This is a genomic window from Amycolatopsis sp. NPDC045836 (assembly GCF_056431745.1).
Map to the genome: position 1 here is coordinate 187,021 of NZ_JBWKKF010000001.1, position 17,238 is coordinate 204,258.

14 protein-coding genes are annotated in these 17,238 nt (G+C 70.2%); 10 read left to right on the top strand and 4 right to left on the bottom strand.

Annotated elements, in window-relative coordinates:
• Positions 1-18: 18 nt before the first annotated feature.
• Positions 19-435: a succinate dehydrogenase hydrophobic membrane anchor subunit gene (locus AC07EG_RS00920; protein ID WP_478250866.1), complete on the bottom strand. Its 417-nt coding sequence runs from the start codon at positions 433-435 to the stop codon at positions 19-21.
• On the bottom strand, positions 435-881 hold the full coding sequence (gene sdhC / locus AC07EG_RS00925; RefSeq protein WP_478250867.1) for a succinate dehydrogenase, cytochrome b556 subunit: 447 nt from the start codon (positions 879-881) through the stop codon (positions 435-437). The genes AC07EG_RS00920 and sdhC overlap by 1 nt, the downstream gene beginning before the upstream one ends.
• Positions 882-1,350: 469 nt before the next feature.
• Here sdhC and AC07EG_RS00930 point away from each other — a divergent pair, with 469 nt between their 5' ends.
• The 6 genes from AC07EG_RS00930 to AC07EG_RS00955 all read left to right on the top strand — a co-directional run bounded on the left by AC07EG_RS00930 (position 1,351) and on the right by AC07EG_RS00955 (position 8,168).
• Positions 1,351-2,466, top strand: coding sequence for a BMP family lipoprotein (locus AC07EG_RS00930; protein ID WP_478251210.1), 1,116 nt, complete (start codon positions 1,351-1,353; stop codon positions 2,464-2,466).
• A 91-nt stretch (positions 2,467-2,557) separates the two neighbouring features.
• Positions 2,558-4,120: an ABC transporter ATP-binding protein gene (locus AC07EG_RS00935; RefSeq protein ID WP_478250868.1), complete on the top strand. Its 1,563-nt coding sequence runs from the start codon at positions 2,558-2,560 to the stop codon at positions 4,118-4,120.
• A complete protein-coding gene (locus AC07EG_RS00940; protein WP_478250869.1) occupies positions 4,117-5,226 on the top strand; it encodes an ABC transporter permease in 1,110 nt (369 codons plus the stop codon). Before AC07EG_RS00935 ends, AC07EG_RS00940 begins: the two co-directional genes overlap by 4 nt.
• 35 nt (positions 5,227-5,261) lie before the next feature.
• Complete coding sequence (locus AC07EG_RS00945; protein WP_478251211.1) at positions 5,262-6,500, top strand: ABC transporter permease; 1,239 nt, start codon at positions 5,262-5,264, stop codon at positions 6,498-6,500.
• Positions 6,493-6,885: a cytidine deaminase gene (locus AC07EG_RS00950; RefSeq protein ID WP_478250870.1), complete on the top strand. Its 393-nt coding sequence runs from the start codon at positions 6,493-6,495 to the stop codon at positions 6,883-6,885. Before AC07EG_RS00945 ends, AC07EG_RS00950 begins: the two co-directional genes overlap by 8 nt.
• A 5-nt stretch (positions 6,886-6,890) precedes the next feature.
• Positions 6,891-8,168: a thymidine phosphorylase gene (locus AC07EG_RS00955; RefSeq protein WP_478251212.1), complete on the top strand. Its 1,278-nt coding sequence runs from the start codon at positions 6,891-6,893 to the stop codon at positions 8,166-8,168.
• A gap of 56 nt (positions 8,169-8,224) precedes the next feature.
• On the opposite strand, the gene AC07EG_RS00960 is transcribed toward AC07EG_RS00955, so the two are convergent.
• Positions 8,225-9,319 carry a PA containing protein gene (locus tag AC07EG_RS00960; protein ID WP_478250871.1) on the bottom strand — a complete coding sequence of 365 codons (1,095 nt, stop codon included), beginning with the start codon at positions 9,317-9,319 and terminating at the stop codon, positions 8,225-8,227.
• Between the two features lie 246 nt (positions 9,320-9,565).
• Here AC07EG_RS00960 and AC07EG_RS00965 point away from each other — a divergent pair, with 246 nt between their 5' ends.
• Together AC07EG_RS00965 and AC07EG_RS00970 are read left to right on the top strand one after the other, a co-directional pair.
• Positions 9,566-10,672, top strand: a complete 1,107-nt coding sequence (locus AC07EG_RS00965) for an adenosine deaminase (RefSeq protein ID WP_478250872.1) — start codon at positions 9,566-9,568, stop codon at positions 10,670-10,672.
• 82 nt (positions 10,673-10,754) lie between these two features.
• A complete protein-coding gene (locus tag AC07EG_RS00970; protein ID WP_478250873.1) occupies positions 10,755-11,951 on the top strand; it encodes an MFS transporter in 1,197 nt (398 codons plus the stop codon).
• Here the strand turns inward: AC07EG_RS00970 and AC07EG_RS00975 are convergent.
• Positions 11,948-13,222: a primosomal protein gene (locus AC07EG_RS00975; RefSeq protein WP_478250874.1), complete on the bottom strand. Its 1,275-nt coding sequence runs from the start codon at positions 13,220-13,222 to the stop codon at positions 11,948-11,950. The two genes, AC07EG_RS00970 and AC07EG_RS00975, sit on opposite strands and share 4 nt — an antisense overlap.
• A 149-nt stretch (positions 13,223-13,371) precedes the next feature.
• On the opposite strand from AC07EG_RS00975, the gene AC07EG_RS00980 reads away from it, so the two are divergent.
• Positions 13,372-15,906: a DEAD/DEAH box helicase gene (locus AC07EG_RS00980; protein ID WP_478250875.1), complete on the top strand. Its 2,535-nt coding sequence runs from the start codon at positions 13,372-13,374 to the stop codon at positions 15,904-15,906.
• 169 nt (positions 15,907-16,075) lie between these two features.
• Entirely contained in the window at positions 16,076-17,140 is a 1,065-nt protein-coding gene (locus AC07EG_RS00985; protein WP_478250876.1) for a transcription termination factor Rho, short form, read from the top strand.
• The last annotated feature ends 98 nt before the right edge of the window (positions 17,141-17,238 follow it).

Consider the following 17,238-nt stretch of genomic DNA (forward strand, 5'->3'; position numbering starts at 1 on the left):
GAGAACTCTGTGGTGGGGTTAGCTGGCCGGCATGTCCGGGTCGAAGGTGAAGATCACCATGGTGCCCACCGCGAGGATCAGCACCATCGAGACGTAGAGCACCATCTTCAGCCAGAACCGCGTGCTGTCCTTGCGCGCGTAGTCGTCGATGATCGTGCGCACGCCGTTGCCGCCGTGCAGCTGGGCCAGCCACAGCATGGACAGGTCCCAGAACTGCCAGAACGGCGAGGCCCAGCGACCGGCCACGAAGCCCCAGTTGATCCGGTGCACGCCGCCGTCGAGGATGTTCATGATGAACAGGTGCCCGAGCACCAGCACCAGCAGCAGCACGCCGGACACGCGCATGAACAGCCAGCTGTGCAGCTCGAAGTTGCTGCGCCGGGCGGCCGGGCGCCGCGGGCTGCGGGGTTTGTCGAGTGGCAGTGCAGCGCTCATCAGTGACCGCCTCCGAACATGGTCGACACGGTCCGCTCCAGCATGAAGTAGGTGCCGGGGACCATCACCAGCACCCACAGCCCGACCAGGCCCCAGAGCATCTGCTTCTGGTAGCGCGGGCCCTTGGCCCAGAAGTCGACGAGGATGACCCGCACGCCGTTGAGCGCGTGGAACAGCACCGCGCCGACCAGGCCGACCTCGATCAGGTTCACGATCGGGGTCTTGTAGGTCTCGATGACCTCGTCGTAGGCGTTCGGCGAAACCCGCACGAGCGCGGTGTCGAGCACGTGGACAAAGAGGAAGAAGAACGTGAGCACGCCGGTGATCCGGTGCAGGACCCAGGACCACATGCCCGGGTCGCCGCGGTAGAACGTCCCGTTCCGGCGCGAGGCACCCGCCCGATCGCTTTGCGCCGCCTCGCTCGCGGCGCCAGCAGTGGTGGACATCGGTGAACGGCCTCCAACGTCACTGATGGACTTGACCCCGGTGACCGTGGCTTCGGCGTGTTCACCTGCGACTTCTCCGGCGAAGGCACCTTGGTCAAGGTCATCGGGCGTGGATGCAGAGGATGCTAGACCTGCCCTTGACACGGGGCTCACCCTCGGGTTGCCGTATGTGATGAGCGTTATGCCCGGCAGGGTCACCGGGTACCCCTGTGGAGATCGACGAACCGCCTCGTCGAACCACACGTTCCGGTGACAACCCGTGCACGGTTCATCGCTCGGGCGAACCACGAACAAACATTTGGGTTACGTAGCGTGCCGTCGATGTGTCCCCGTCATGGCGGACGGGTACGGTTCGCCCGTCGAACCCGGCAGTGGAGCCGGGTTGTTCTCGGGCACCGTTGTGAAAGAGCAGCGGGGAGGGAGAAGCACCGTGCGCGGTACACGCAATCGCACACTGGCCGCCGTCGCCATGGCCGGTGTGCTGGCGCTGGCCGGTTGTGCGAAGGATTCCGGCAACACCGGCGGCGATACCGCTGCACCGGCTGACCAGGGCGCGCAGGGTTGCGTCACCGCGCCCAAGCCGCCCGCCGCGGCTCCGGCGGAGCAGAGCCAGGCGCAGGACAGCGAGAAGGTGGACGCCTCCAAGCTGAAGGTCGGGCTCGCCTACGACGTGGGCGGCCGCGGGGACGCCTCGTTCAACGACGCCGCCGCCGCGGGCGTCGACAAGGCCAAGGCCGAGCTGGGTGTGACCGCGGTCAGCGAGAGCACCGCCACCGGCACCGAGTCCGAGGACTCCAAGCAGCAGCGCCTCAACCAGATGGCCACCGAGGGTTACAACCCGATCATCGCCGTCGGCTTCGCCTACGCGGACTCCGTCAAGGCGGTCGCGCCGAAGTTCCCGGACACCAAGTTCGCCATCGTCGACGACGACTCGGTGCAGGCGCCGAACGTCACCCCGCTGGTCTTCGCCGAGGAGCAGGGCTCGTTCCTGGCCGGTGTCGCCGCGGTCTACAAGAGCAAGAACTGCCACGTCGGCTTCGTCGGCGGGGTGGACACCCCGCTGATCCAGAAGTTCGAGGCGGGCTTCCTGCAGGGCGTGAAGGCGGCTTCGTCCAAGGCCAAGATCGAGGACGAGTACCTGACCCCGGCCGGTGACATCTCCGGCTTCAACGACCCCGGCAAGGGCAACATCAAGGCCGCCGCGCAGATCAACAAGGGCGCGGACGTGATCTACCAGGCCGCCGGTGCCTCCGGGAAGGGTGTGTTCGAGGCGGCGAAGTCCTCGGGCAAGGCGCTGGCCATCGGGGTCGACTCCGACCAGTACAACCAGAAGACGGTGGAGAACGTCAAGGACGTGATCATCACCTCGATGATCAAGCGCGTCGACGTGGCGGTGTTCGACTTCATCAAGGCCGTGGCCAAGGGCGACACCTCGACCCTGCCCAAGCGGTTCGACCTGAAGGTGGACGGCGTCGGCTACGCCACCTCGGGCGGCAAGGTCGACGACATCAAGGACGTGCTGGACGGGTACAAGGCGCAGATCGTCAGCGGCGCCATCACCGTGTCCGACAAGCCGCAGAAGTAGAGACCGCTAGTCCACGCACACGTGTGGGGGCCCACCGGCGGCGAACCCGTCCGGCGGGCCCCCCGCGTTGTTTCCAGGAGTCACTTCAGTCATGACACAGCCGCAGCCCGAGCCCGGGTCACGCAGGCCGGTGGTCGAACTGGCCGGGATCACCAAGCGCTTCCCCGGCGTGGTCGCCAACTCCGACGTCAACCTGACCGTGCACGAGGGTGAGGTGCACGCGGTCTGCGGGGAGAACGGCGCGGGCAAGTCCACCCTGATGAAGATCCTCTACGGCATGCAGCGGCCGGACGAGGGCACCATCACGATCAACGGCACCCGCGTCGAGCTGCGCAACCCGCAGGACGCGATCAGAGCGGGCATCGGCATGGTGCACCAGCACTTCATGCTCGCCGACAACCTCACCGTGCGGGAGAACGTGCTGCTCGGCGCGGAATCCCTGCACGGCATCGGCCGCGCGGCCAGGACCCGGCTGGCCGAACTGGCCCGGCGCACCGGCCTGCGCGCCGACCCGGACACCCTGGTCGAGGACCTCGGCGTGGCCGACCGCCAGCGGGTGGAGATCGTCAAGGTGCTCTACCGCGGCGCGAAGATCGTCATCCTGGACGAGCCGACCGCGGTGCTGGTGCCGCAGGAGGTCGACGCGCTGTTCGAGACCGTGCGCGAGATGCAGCGCCAGGGCTTCACCTTCATCTTCATCTCGCACAAGCTCGACGAGGTGCGCGCGATCGCCGACGCGGTGACGGTGATCCGCCGCGGCACCACCGTCGGCTCGGCCGACCCGAAGAAGATCAGCTCGCGGGAACTCGCCGAGATGATGGTCGGCAGCGAGCTGCCCAGCCCGGAGACCCGCGAGTCCACCGTGACCGAGCGCGACGTGCTGCGGATCACCGGGCTGCGCCTGGCGGCCGAGGGCTCGGACCGGGCGGTGCTCGACGACATCTCGTTCCGCGTGCGCGCCGGTGAGGTGCTCGGCGTGGCGGGGGTCGAGGGCAACGGGCAGACCGAGCTGGTCGAGACGATCATGGGCATGCGCCGGGCCACCGGCGGCACGATCGAGCTGGTCGACGCCGACGGCCAGGCCCGTGACCTGACCCGGCTGGGCACGCTGGCCCGCCGCGAGGCGGGGATCGGCTACATCGCCGAGGACCGCACCCGTCACAGCCTGCTGCTGACCCAGCCGCTGTGGGCCAACCGCATCCTCGGTTACCAGACGCGGAAACCGGTGGCCAGCGGGCAGCTGCTGGACATCGCGGGCGCCCGCGAGGACACCGAGCGCATCGTCAGCGAGTACGACGTGCGCACCCCCGGCATCGACGTGCCCGCTGCCGCGCTGTCCGGCGGGAACCAGCAGAAACTGGTGGTGGGCCGGGAACTGTCCGGCAACCCGGTGCTGCTGATCGCCTCCCACCCGACGCGTGGCGTGGACGTCGGCGCGCAGGCGCTGATCTGGGAGCAGATCCGCCAGGCCCGCGCGCACGGCCTCGCCGTGCTGCTGATCTCGGCGGACCTGGACGAGCTGATCGGGCTGTCCGACACCATCCGCGTCATGCTGCGCGGGCGCCTGGTCAGCGAAGCCGACCCGGCCACCGTGACGCCGCAGGAACTCGGCTCGGCGATGACCGGTGCCGCTGAAGAAGGTGAAGTCGCATGAGTTCGTGGCGCACCAAGCTGCTGCCACCCCTGCTGGCGATCGTGTTCGCCGTGCTGATCTGCACGGTGGCGCTGCTGGTCTCCGGGGCCGACCCGCTGCGGGCGTTCGGCACCATGATCGCCCAGTTGTTCAAGGGCACCACCGCGATCGACACGCTGAACCTGGCCACGCCGTACTACCTGGCCGGGCTCGCGGTGGCGATCGGCTTCCAGATGAACCTGTTCAACATCGGCGTCGAGGGCCAGTACCGGTTCGCCGCGGTGGTCGCCGCGATCGCCGGTGGCGCGCTGCACCTGCCGCCGGTGCTCCACGCGCTGGCGATCATCGTGGTCGCGGTGCTGGCGGGCATGCTCTACGCGGCCATCCCGGCGGTGCTCAAGGTCACCCGCGGGGTCAGCGAGGTCATCTCGACGATCATGCTGAACTCGATCGTCATCGGCATCATCGCCTTCCTGATCAACCCGGAGCAGTTCGGCGTGCAGCGCGGCAACAACGTGCACACCGAGCCGATCGACGACTCCGGCCTCATCCCCGGCATCCCGCTCGGCCCCCTCGGTGAGCTGTTCGGCTTCGTGCTGATCGCCATCGCGGTCGGCGGCGCCTACTGGTTCATGCTCAACCGCACCCGCTTCGGCTTCGAGCTGAAGGCCAGCGGCGAGTCGACCACGGCGGCCGCGGCCGGTGGGGTGAACGCCAAGAAGATGACGCTGATCGCGATGCTGCTCTCCGGCGGCGTCGCCGGGCTGGTCGCGCTGCCGGAACTGCTCGGCCGCGACCACGTCTACGCCATCACCGCCGCGCAGGGCTACGGCTTCACCGGCATCGCGGTGGCGCTGCTCGGCCGCAACCACCCGGCCGGCATCGCGCTCGGCGCGGCGCTGTGGGCCTTCCTGGACAAGTCGGCGGTTTCGCTGGAGCAGATCCAGGTGCCGAAGGAGATCGCCACCATCATGCAGGGCACGATCGTGCTGTCCGTCGTCGTCGCCTACGAGATCGTGCGGCGCGCCGACCTCGCCGCCGAACAGCGGCGCGTCGGCCGGGCACTGGCGGGCAACGGCCGCAAGCGCGGCAAGCCCGCCGACGTCAGCGAAGGGGGTGCGGTGTGAGCGTGCCGACCGACACCAGTCCGGCGCCCGCGCCGATGACCGTGGCCGGGCCCAAGCCGAAGCGGCGGCTGCCCGGCTGGGCCAGGGCGATGCTCTGGGCCGCCGCCGCGCTGGTGGTGCTGTCCACCACCTCGTACCTGACCGGCGTACCGGACCTGACCTCGTCGAACACCTCGCAGACGGCGTTGCGCCTGGCCCTGCCGATCCTGCTGGCCGGGCTCGGCGGGCTGTGGGCCGAACGCTCCGGCGTGATCAACATCGGCCTCGAGGGCATGATGATCCTCGGCACCTGGGGGGCCGCCTGGGGCGCCTACCACGGCGGCCCGTGGGCCGGGCTGGTGGCGGCGATCGTGCTCGGCGCGCTCGGCGGGCTGCTGCACGCGATCGCCACGGTCACCTTCAACGTCAACCACATCGTCTCCGGGGTGGCGCTGAACCTGCTCGGCCTCGGCGTGGCGAAGTACCTGGCGAGCCTGGTGTTCCAGCCGCTGTCGGGCAACCCGAAGCAGTCGCCGCCGGTGGAGAAGTTCGACACCTACTCGGCCACCTTCCTCTCCGACTGGCTCGGTGACCTGGAGGACGCGCAGCGGGTCGGGATCTCCGACGTGGCCGGTATCGTGCGCGGCCTGATCACCGGGGTGTCGCCGCTGGCCATGCTGGCGATCCTGCTGATCCCGGTCAGCTACTGGATCCTCTGGAAGACCCGGTTCGGCCTGCGGCTGCGCTCGTGCGGGGAGAACCCGGTGGCCGCGGAGTCGCTCGGCGTGAACGTGTACGTGCACAAGTACGTCGCGCTCGCGGTGTCCGGCGGGCTGGCCGGGATGGGCGGTGCCTCGCTGGTGCTGCTGCCCGGTGGCGCGGACTACCTGGAGAACCAGACCAACGGCCGCGGTTTCATCGGCCTCGCGGCGATGATCTTCGGCAACTGGCGGCCGGGCGGGCTGCTCGGTGGTGCGGCGCTGTTCGGGTACGCCGACGGGTTGCAGCTCTCCGGTGGTGGTGCGGCGGTGCTGGCGCTGCTCTACGGCGCGGTGCTCCTGCTCGGCGTGATCGTGGTGATCCAGCTGGTCCGCCGCAGGTGGGTGGCGGCCGCGCTGGGCCTGGCCGGTGCCCTCGTCCTCTACTACATCTACTGGGCCAACGACGAACTGCCGAGCGACCTGATCCCGTACTCGGCGCACTTCGTCACCATCATCGTGCTGGCGGTGGCGTCGCAGCGCCTGCGGCCCCCGAAGAAGATCGGCGCTAAGTACCGGCGAGGTGAAGGTGACTGACATCGACTGGGACGCGTTGCGGGCGAGTGCGGTGCGGGTGGCGAAGCTCGCTTACGCGCCGTACTCCGGCCTCCAGGTGGGCGTCGCGGCCATTGTGGACAACGGCCGCGAGATCACCGGCTGCAACGTGGAGAACGCCTCGTACGGCCTCGGCCTGTGCGCGGAGTGCACCATGGTCGGCCAGCTGCGGCTCTCCGGCGGCGGCAGGCTGGTCGCGGTGGCCTGCCGCAGCGGTGAAGGCGAACTGCTGATGCCGTGCGGCCGGTGCCGCCAGCTGCTCTACGAACACGGCGGCCCGGACTGCCTGGTGGACACCCCGAGCGGCATCCTGCCGATGTCGGCGGTGCTGCCGGACGCCTTCGGCCCGGAGCACCTGCCCGCATGAGCGCGGTGGAACCGTTCGCCGCCGTCGACGTCATCCGGGCCAAGCGGGACGGCGGGCGGCTGAGCGACGAGCAGATCGACTGGGTGGTCGGCGCGTACACCCGCGGGGTGGTCGCCGAGGAGCAGATGTCCGCGCTGGCCATGGCGATCTTCCTGCGCGGCATGGACTCCGCCGAGATCGCGCGCTGGACCGGCGCGATGATCGAATCGGGGGACCGGCTGTCGCTGGCGGTCTCCCGGCCGACCGTGGACAAGCACTCCACCGGCGGGGTGGGCGACAAGATCACCCTGCCGCTGGCGCCGCTGGTCGCCGCGTGCGGGGCGGCCGTGCCGCAGCTGTCCGGGCGTGGGCTCGGTCACACCGGTGGCACGCTCGACAAGCTGGAGGCCATCCCGGGCTGGCGGGCGGCGCTGTCCACCGAGGAGATCACCCGGCAGCTCGGCGAGGTGGGCGCGGTCGTCTGCGCGGCCACCCCGTCGCTGGCGCCCGCCGACCGCAAGCTCTACGCCCTGCGGGACGTCACCGCCACCGTCGAGTCCATCCCGCTGATCGCCAGCTCGATCATGAGCAAGAAGATCGCCGAGGGCTCGGCGGGCCTGGTGCTGGACGTGAAGGCGGGCTCGGGCGCGTTCATGAAGACGCGGGAGCAGGCGCGGGAACTGGCCGGGGCGCTGGTCGGCATCGGCAAGGCGCACGGCGTGGCCACCACCGCGCTGATCACCGAGATGGGCACCCCGCTGGGCCGGGCCGTCGGCAACGCGGTGGAGGTGGCCGAGGCGGTCGAGGTGCTGCGTGGCGGCGGGCCGCCGGACGTGGTGGAGCTGACCGTGGCGCTGGCGCGGGAGATGCTGGCGCTGGCCGGACTCGGTTCGGTGGACCCGGCGGCGGTGCTGGCTTCGGGGGAGGCGTACGAGACCTGGTGCCGGATGATCCGCGCCCAGGACGGTGACCCGGAGGCCGCGCTCCCGGCGCCGAAGCACGTGCACGTGGTGGAAGCGCCGGAGGACGGGATCCTGTCCACCCTGGACGCCTACGCCGTCGGGGTCGCCGCCTGGCGGCTCGGGGCCGGCCGGGCCCGCAAGGAGGACCCGGTGCAGGCCGCCGCCGGCCTCCTGTGCCACGCGAAACCCGGCGACCGGGTGCGCCGGGGCGATCCGCTGCTGGAACTGCACACCGACACCGCGGAAGCCGTTCCGGGCGCCCTGCGCACCCTGGACGGGGCGTTCACCATCGGCGACACGGCCCCCGGCGCCACCCCGGTCGTGCTGGACACGCTGCGCTGACCCCGGACACGACGGTGGGGCGCCACCTCGGAAGGTGACGCCCCACCGGCCGGAACCTACGAGTCGCTGCTGTCGTCGCCGTCGGTGCCCTTGGTCTTGGCGTCGGCGGCCTTCGGGGCGCGGCCGTTGCGGGCGCGCCGCGGCTGCCGCGGGGCGGGCGGGGTGACCGCGACCACCGGCTGCGGTGAAGCCGGCCCGCCACCGAGCATCAGCTCGGCGAAGGTGGCCATCGCCTCGTCCAGCTGGCCGCCGATGCGCCGCTCCGACTCCTCGTTGCTCTTGCGCACCAGCGAGGTGACCGAGTCGGTGTCGGGGCGGGCGTTCAGCGTGCCCTCCACCTTCGACAGCCCGCTCTTGATCGAGCCGTCCAGGTCGCCGAGCTGCGCGGTGAAGCCGTCCTCGACCTTGTCCAGGCGCCCGGCCAGGTCGTCGAGGCGGGTGGTGACCTGCTCGAGCCGGTTGCCCAGCTGGTCCAGCCGGTCGGAGGCGTCGATCATCTCGCCGGTCTCGGTCAGCGCCGACCGGAGCGCCTCGGTGTTGTCCCCGATGCGCTGCTTGGTGGCGGCGTCCAGGTCGTCGATGCGGGAGCGCAGGTCGCTGTCGCCGGCGTCGATCCGCTCGCGCAGCGTGGCCTCGGCCGACTCGATGCGCTCGCGCACCGGGCCGTGCACCGACTGCGGCAGCGAGTCGAGCTTGCTGTCCTGCTTGTCCAGGTGACCGTTCAGCTCGTCGATGCGGCGGTGGATGTTCTGGAGCTTGTCCTCCAGCCCGTCCATCCGGCCCGCGACGCCCTCGAAGCGGGCGCCGACGCCGTCGAGCCTGCCGTCCAGCTGCGCGAACGGCTTCGCCAGCTTGTCGACCAGGCCGTCCACCGCGCGGGCGATCTCGGCGAGCGCGTTGTCCTGCGCCTCGAGCCGGGACATCGCCTCGTCCAGGCGCTCGGCCAGCACGCTGACCTCGGTGCGGTCGGGCAGCTCGGACAGCCGCTTGCGCACCGCGCCCAGTGAGTCCACCGGGGCGAGGCGGGCGTAGATGTCGTCGAGAGCGTCGAAGATCTGCTGCTGCTCGCTCTCCCGGACCTCGGCCGCGCGCACGAGCATGTTGCGCATCCGGTCGAAGGACGGGGCCCCAAGGTGGTTGTCTGTGGTCACTGCGGTGTCCTCCGTCGGGGAAAAGGGACTGGGGCCGAGCTTAGCGATCGTCCAATTGCTCACAGTATCCGGCCCGGGGAAATGTAAATGTTGTGCTCAACTCGTTGGACGATTCAGGTCCAAGATCACAAAGCTCTGGGTGAAGTCGAGACTCAGCGTTACGGCCACGTAGGTGATCCGCGTTCACCACACTAGCCCGCCGCGCAAGAGCCGTTCGGCCGAGCCCCTCGCGGGTACCGTTGTCGCATGTCGTCCGATATCCACGCCCAGCCATTGGACCCGCAGACCATCCGCCGCGTGCCCAAGGTGCTGCTGCACGACCACCTCGATGGCGGATTGCGCCCCGGCACGGTGCTCGATCTCGCCGAGGCCACCGGCTACCGGGGCCTGCCTGTCACCGATGTGGGTGAATTGGGGCAGTGGTTCCGTGACGCGGCGGATTCGGGTTCGCTGGAGTCCTACCTGGAGACCTTCGCGCACACCTGCGGGGTCATGCAGACCGAAGAGGCGCTGGTCAGGGTGGCCGCGGAGTGCGCGGAGGACCTCGCCGCCGACGGGGTGGTCTACGCCGAGGTGCGTTACGCCCCGGAGCTGTTCGTCGAGCGCGGGCTGTCGCTGCCCGCCGTGGTGGAGGCGGTGCAGGAGGGGTTCGCCGAGGGTGAGCGCCGGGTGGCCGCCAACGGCGGGCGGATCCACCTGAGCACCCTGCTGTGCGCGATGCGCCAGCACGCCAGGGCGCACGAGATCGCCGAGCTGGCGGTGCGCTACCGGGACAATGGGGTGGCCGGGTTCGACATCGCCGGCCCGGAAGCCGGATTCCCGCCCACCCGCAACCTCGACGCATTCGAGTACCTGCGCACCAGCAACGCGCATTTCACCATTCACGCAGGTGAGGCCTTCGGGCTGGCCTCGATCTGGGAGGCGATCCAGCACTGCGGGGCCGAGCGGCTCGGGCACGGCGTGCGCATCGTCGACGACATCAAGACCTCGCCCGACGGGGAAGTCCAGTTGGGACGGTTGGCGAACTACGTGCGGGACCGGCGGATCCCGCTGGAGCTGTGCCCGTCGTCCAACGTGCAGACCGGCGCCGCGCCGTCGATCGCCGAGCACCCGATCGGCCTGCTCACCCGCCTGCGCTTCCGGGTCACGGTGAACACCGACAACCGGCTGATGAGCGGCTGCACGGTGTCCAGCGAGTTCGCCGCGCTGGCCGAGGCGTTCGGTTTCGGCTGGGCCGATCTGCAGTGGTTCACCATCAACGCGATGAAATCCGCTTTCCTCGATTTCGACAAACGACTGGAGCTCATCAACAACGTGATCAAGCCCGGTTACGCGGATTTGATCAATTCTTGACCTGCGCTCGACTTGTGTTATTTAGCCTAGCGAACTAAAGTCCAGATAATAGGAGTAGCATCCCATTATCTGGGAGGATGTCGTGGAGCCGGTCGTCACCGCGGGTCGCCGGCGCTGGCTGGTCCTCGGTCTCGGCCTGCTCGCCCAGGCCGCGAGCTGCGCGTTCCTGTACGGCCTCCCGTTCCTCGTGCCGGTGCTGCAGGCCGCCGAGGGATTGTCGCTGGCGGCGGCGGGCGCGGTGGTGGCCGCACCTTCGATCGGGCTGTTGCTGACCCTCATCGTGTGGGGCGCCGCGGCCGACCGCTACGGAGAGCGACTCATCATGGCGCTCGGCCTCGGCACTTCGGGGTTGCTGCTGAGCTACGCCGCGTCGACCGGTGCCTCACTGCCCGTGTTGTTCGGCGTGTTCCTGCTCGCCGGTGCCGCCACGGCGTCGGTGAACGCCGCCAGCGGGCGGGCGGTGATGGGCTGGTTCGGCGCCCGCGAACGCGGTACGGCGATGGGCCTGCGGCAGACCGCCCAGCCGATCGGCGTCGGCATCGCGGCGCTGGCCCTGCCACCGCTGGCCCAGGCCCACGGCTGGCGCGTCGCGCTGTTGTTCCCGGGAGCGCTGGCGATCGTGGTCGCGGTGCTGGTGGCCGCGCTGGTCGTGGATCCACCGCGGCCGGAGCCGGCCGGCGGCGCCACGGGCAAGCCGCCGTCGCCGTACCGCGCGCCCGCGCTCTGGCGGCTGCACGGCGCGAGCGCGCTGCTGGTGGTGCCGCAGTTCGCCGTGTCGGCCTTCGCACCGGTGTACCTGGTGGCCGTGCGGGACTGGAGCCCGCCGGCAGCCGGGTGGTTCCTCGCCGCCGTGCAGGGGCTGGGTGCGCTGGCCCGCATCGGCACCGGCTACTGGTCGGACCGCGTCGGCAGCAGGCTCCGCCCGATGCGGCAGCTCGCGGTGGCCAGCGCGGCGGTGATGCTGCTGGTCGCCGCCGGGGACGCCACGGCGCCCTGGCTGGCGGTGCTCGCGCTGGTGCTCGCCGCGGTGATCAGCGTCAGCGACAACGGCCTCGGCTTCACCGCCTCCGCCGAACTCGCCGGGCACGCCTGGGCCGGTCGCGCGATGGGCACGCAGAACACCGGGCAGAACCTCGCCGCGGCGGCCACGCCACCGCTGCTCGGCCTGGTGATCGGCGACTCCCGCTACGCGCTCGCGTTCTGCGTGGCCGCGGCCTTCCCGCTGCTCGCCATCTGGCTCACCCCGGTGCGCGCCGAACGGGAGCGGCAAGGGCGCTAGTGCGTGCGCAGGCGGTCTTCGAAGGACTCGACCAGCTTGCGCCAGGCGCCTTCCTCGGCGTCGAACGGCGCGCTCGGCGCCAGCCGCGTCGGGTCCGGCTCGATCACGAAGTTGATCAGCCAGCCCAGGCTCTCCGACTTCTGCAGTGCCTCGCCCACGCTGTCGTCCTCGGCCCAGTCGGCCGCGTCGGTGAGCAGTTCGACGGCCAGCTCCAGCTGGGTCGGGTCGATCGCGTCGATGCCCTCGGCGATGTCCTCGTCCAGCCCGGCCAGCACGTAGGTGTTGTCCGGGTGCACCTCGATCTCCAGGTCCCCGCCGGTGGCCCTGGCCACCACCTCGTCCCAAGTGGACACTTCGGCCAGGTCGGTGCCCGCCAGTTCCTTGGGCTCGGCCAGCGCCCGGCCCAGCGCGCGCGTCGAGCCGTAGACGTCGATGCGGCCGCCGGAACCGAGGAAGACCGGCTCGTCGTCGAGGAAGCAGCGCAGGGTGTAGTACTCGTCGGTCTTGGTGACGATCTTGATCGGGTCGATGCCGACCTCGGCCCAGAAACCGGTGGGCGCGGCGTCCTCGGCTTCCTCGTCCTCGGTGTCGTCGGTGTCGTCGCTGTCCACGCGGTCGAGGTCCTCGTCGGTGCCCTCCGCCGCGGCGGCCTCGGCTTCGGCCGACTCCTCGAGGAAGGTGGCCAGCTCCTCGGCGGTCTGCTCCAGCAGGGTGGCGTCCACGTCCGGCACGGTGACCAGGCCGTCGATCGCGTCCAGCACGGTGTCCCACTTCTCGGACACGGCCTCGGACAGGTCGGTCCACAGCCGCTCGCCCTCGCGGCCGGTGAACGGCAGCCTGCCCTGCTCCAGCAGCGAGAAGCCCTCGCAGCTGTCGAGCACCTCGTGCACCTCTTCGAGTTCGCACACGTCGGCGAGCGAGCGCACGATGCCGACGATCTCGGCGAGTTCGCCGATGGTCCAGGAGTCCGGCTCCTCGGCGACCAGCTCGGGCACGCCGACCAGGTCGTAGGAGTGGTCGTCGTCCGGGATCAGCTCCGGCACGTTCAGCGCGGGCACCACGCCCCACGCCGGGTGGTCGATGAGGTCGTGCTGTTCGGCCGTCCGGACGAACGCGGCGAGGTGGGCCGCGTCGGGGAAGGCGTACAGGTCTTCCTCGTCGCCGAGGAAGGCTTCCCATTCCTCGCCGTCTTCCCGCCAGCGCGGTGCCCACAGGGTCACCAGGTCACCCTGCGGCAACCCGAGCTCGACCGGGACGATGTCCTGTGCCATTACCTGTCCTCCGCCAATAACCCACCGTATGCGCCCCGGCCGGGGCTCCCCCCGGTCGGCGCGCGGTATGCGCAGCCTACGGGTTCGGCCCGCGCCGCGCGATCACCCCCGCCCGTCCGGCGGGCGGAGATGGCACGATGACTTCCCTGATGAGCACACAGCCAGCCCAAAGCCCCCAGCGCCTCGACGCCCGCCTGCCCGCGGACCCCGAGCCCGACGCCCTGTTCGAAGCCTTCGCCGACTGGGCCGCCGACCGCGGCTTGCAGTTGTACCCGGCGCAGGAAGAGGCCTTGATCGAGGTGGTCTCCGGCGCCAACGTGATTCTGTCCACGCCGACCGGATCCGGCAAGAGCATGGTGGCCGTCGGCGCGCACTTCACCGCGTTGGCCCACGGCAGGCGCAGCTACTACACCGCGCCGATCAAGGCGCTGGTCTCGGAGAAGTTCTTCCAGCTCATCGAAATTTTCGGCCCGGAGAACGTCGGCATGATGACCGGCGACTCCAGCGTCAACGCCGACGCGCCGATCATCTGCTGCACGGCGGAAATCCTGGCGAACATCGCGTTGCGGTTCGGTGCCGGTGCCGACGTGGGCCAGGTGGTGGCCGACGAGTTCCACTTCTACAGCGAGCCCGACCGCGGCTGGGCGTGGCAGATCCCGCTGCTGGAGCTGCCGGAGGCGCAGTTCGTGCTGATGTCGGCCACGCTCGGGGACGTCTCGTTCTTCGAGAAGGACCTGACCCGGCGCACCGGCCGGGAGACCGCGGTGGTCACCTCGGCGCAGCGGCCGGTGCCGCTGACCTACCGGTATGCGCTCACCCCCATGCACGAAACCATGTCCGAGCTGCTCAACGGCGGTCAGGCCCCGGTGTACGTGGTGCACTTCTCGCAGGCGGCGGCGGTGGAGCGGGCGCAGACGCTGATGAGCATCAACGTGTGCAGCAAGGCGGAGAAGGAGGCGATCGCCGAGCTGATCGGCGACTTCCGCTTCGCCGCCGGCTTCGGCAAGACGCTCTCGCGGCTGGTGCGGCACGGCATCGGCGTGCACCACGCCGGCATGCTGCCCAAGTACCGGCGGCTGGTCGAGCAACTGGCACAGGCCGGGTTGCTCAAGGTGATCTGCGGGACGGACACCCTCGGTGTCGGCATCAACGTGCCCATCCGCACCGTGGTGTTCAGTGCGCTGACCAAGTACGACGGCGTGCGCCAGCGGCACCTCAAGGCCCGCGAGTTCCACCAGATCGCCGGCCGGGCCGGTCGCGCGGGCTACGACACCGACGGCTACGTCGTGGTGGAGGCCCCGGACCACGTCATCGAGAACGCCAAGGCGCTGGAGAAGGCGGGTGACGACCCGAAGAAGAAGCGGAAGATCACCCGCAAGAAGGCGCCGGAGGGCTTCGTCAACTGGACCGAAAGCACCTTCGAGCGGCTCGTCGCCGCCGAGCCCGAACCGCTCACCTCCAGCTTCCGGGTCAGCCACTCGATGCTGCTCAACGTGATCTCCCGGCCGGGCAACGCCTTCGATTCGATGCGGCACCTGCTGGAGGACAACCACGAGGACCGGCCGTCGCAGCGCAAGCACATCCTGCGGGCGATCGCGGTCTACCGCGCGCTGCTCGCCGCCGGTGTGGTGGAGCGGCTGCCCGAGCCGGACGAGCAGGGCCGGATCGTCCGGCTCACCGTGGACCTGCAGTTCGACTTCGCGCTGAACCAGCCGCTGTCCCCGCTGGCGCTGGCCGCGATCGAGCTGCTGGACGCGGAGTCGCCGAGCTACGCGCTGGACGTGGTGTCCATTGTGGAATCCATTGTGGACGACCCGAGGCCGGTGCTGTCGCAGCAGCAGTTCAAGGCGCGGGGCGAAGCCGTGCAGGCGATGAAGGCCGAGGGCATCGAGTACGACGAGCGGATGGAGCTGCTGGAGGAGGTGACCCACCCGAAGCCGCTGGCGGAACTGCTGGAGGTCGCCTACCGCAGCTACCGCCAGGGCCACCCGTGGGTGGACGACTACCGGCTCTCGCCGAAGTCCGTGGTGCGCGACATGTACGAGCGCGCGATGAACTTCGTGGAGTACATCGGTTTCTACCAGCTGGCGCGATCGGAAGGACTGGTGCTGCGGTACCTGGCCGACGCCTACGACACGCTGCGGCACACCGTGCCGGACGAGGCGAAGACCGAGCCGTTGCAGGACCTGATCGAGTGGCTCGGCGAGCTGGTGCGCCAGGTCGACTCCAGCCTGCTCGACGAGTGGGAGGCCCTGCGCCACCCCGGCGCCGAGGACCCGCACGCCCCGCCGGCGCTGCCCGAGGGCCCGCCGCCGGTCACCCGCAACGAGCGCGCTTTCCGGGTGCTGGTGCGGAACCAGCTCTTCCGCCGCGTGGAACTGGCGGCACGGCGGGCCTATCACGCCCTCGGTGAGCTGGATTCGGCGTCCGGCTGGGACGCCGAGGAGTGGGAAGACGCGATGGAGGCCTACTTCGAGGAGCACGACGACCTCGGCACCGGGCCGGACGCCCGTGGCCCGGCGCTGCTGCTGATCGAGAAGGAGCCGGAGGTGTGGAAGGTCCGCCAGATCTTCGACGACCCGGCTGGCGACCACGACTGGGGCATCAGCGCCGAGGTCGATCTGGCGGCTTCGGACGAAGCGGGTGCGGCGGTCGTGCACATCACCGAGGTCAACCGGTTGTAGCGGTTCGGAGTTGCGCGTTGCGCCCGGGGTGGGCTACCGTGACGATGTCTCTCTCCCAGCGGATGCAGGCTCTCGCCTCCCGCTCGGGACTATCGTTTTTTCCTTCCGCTGAAGTGAAGGTCCCCCCCGGCGTAGCCACGCCGCTTCTTCGAACCCAGAAAGATTTCCCATGACCACCAACGGAATACTCGACATCGTGCGCAACCGCGCACAGGTCCGGGCCGACGGCTACCTGCCCGGCCCGGACGACGTGCCCATCAGCCAGAAGGTGGTGCGCGACCTCGGCCTGCGCCGCGGCGACCTGCTCCACCTCGAGGACGACGGCGAGGTGATCGCGGTCAACGGCCGCGACCCGAGCCGTCGCCCGCGCCCCGCGTTCGCCGACCTGGTTCCCTTGTACCCCAACGAAAGGCTCCGGCTGGAGACGGAGCAGCACGCGCTCACCACCCGGGTGATCGACCTGGTGATGCCGGTCGGCAAGGGGCAGCGCGCGCTGGTCGTGGCGCCGCCCAAGGCCGGGAAAACCTCGGTGCTGCAAGCGATCGCGCACGGCATCAGCAAGAACCACCCGGAGTGCCACCTGATGCTGGTCCTGGTCGGTGAGCGCCCGGAAGAGGTCACCGACCTGGCGCGCGCCGTTCCCGGTGAGGTCATCGCGGCCACCTTCGACCACCCACCCGCCGACCACACCGCGCTCGCCGAACTCGCCATCGAACGCGCCAAGCGCCTGGTCGAACAGGGCCGGGACGTGGTGGTGCTGCTGGATTCGCTGACCAGGCTGGGCCGCGCCTACAACCTGGCCGCCCCCGCGTCCGGCCGCATCCTGTCCGGTGGTGTGGATTCCACCGCCCTGACCCCGCCGAAGCGCTTCCTCGGCGCCGCGCGGAACATCGAAAACGGTGGCTCGCTGACCATCTTCGCCACCGCCCTGATCGACACCGGCTCCGTCGGCGACACGGTGATCTTCGAGGAGTACAAGGGCACCGGCAACGCCGAACTGCGCCTGGACCGCCGCCTGGCGAGCAAGCGGATCTTCCCGGCCATCGACCTCCCCGCCTCCAGCACCCGCCGGGACGACCTCCTCGTCTCCGCCGCCGAAGCCGCCGCCACCGCGACCCTGCGCCGCGCCCTGGAAGCCCGGGAGAACGCCACCGAGACCCTGCTGGAAGGGCTCCGCAAAACCGAGACCAACCAGGAGTTCCTGACCCAGTTGACCCGCCCCCGGCACGCCTGAGTCGGCTCGTCGCGGCCCCTTCGGCGCTGGCTCGGCCTGCTCGCTACTGGCCTGGTTTGCTCCGGCAGCTCTGTTCCGGCCCTTGGCCCACCTCCGAC

What these genes read in the sequence shown, in the direction of transcription:
- AC07EG_RS00920 (WP_478250866.1), bottom strand. Translation starts at nt 435, where the DNA reads ATGAGCGCTGCACTGCCACTCGACAAACCCCGCAGCCCGCGGCGCCCG.
- sdhC (WP_478250867.1), bottom strand. Translation starts at nt 881, where the DNA reads ATGTCCACCACTGCTGGCGCCGCGAGCGAGGCGGCGCAAAGCGATCGG.
- AC07EG_RS00930 (WP_478251210.1), top strand. Translation starts at nt 1,351, where the DNA reads ATGGCCGGTGTGCTGGCGCTGGCCGGTTGTGCGAAGGATTCCGGCAAC.
- AC07EG_RS00935 (WP_478250868.1), top strand. Translation starts at nt 2,558, where the DNA reads ATGACACAGCCGCAGCCCGAGCCCGGGTCACGCAGGCCGGTGGTCGAA.
- AC07EG_RS00940 (WP_478250869.1), top strand. Translation starts at nt 4,117, where the DNA reads ATGAGTTCGTGGCGCACCAAGCTGCTGCCACCCCTGCTGGCGATCGTG.
- AC07EG_RS00945 (WP_478251211.1), top strand. Translation starts at nt 5,262, where the DNA reads ATGACCGTGGCCGGGCCCAAGCCGAAGCGGCGGCTGCCCGGCTGGGCC.
- AC07EG_RS00965 (WP_478250872.1), top strand. Translation starts at nt 9,566, where the DNA reads ATGTCGTCCGATATCCACGCCCAGCCATTGGACCCGCAGACCATCCGC.
- AC07EG_RS00975 (WP_478250874.1), bottom strand. Translation starts at nt 13,222, where the DNA reads ATGGCACAGGACATCGTCCCGGTCGAGCTCGGGTTGCCGCAGGGTGAC.
- AC07EG_RS00980 (WP_478250875.1), top strand. Translation starts at nt 13,372, where the DNA reads ATGAGCACACAGCCAGCCCAAAGCCCCCAGCGCCTCGACGCCCGCCTG.
- AC07EG_RS00985 (WP_478250876.1), top strand. Translation starts at nt 16,076, where the DNA reads ATGACCACCAACGGAATACTCGACATCGTGCGCAACCGCGCACAGGTC.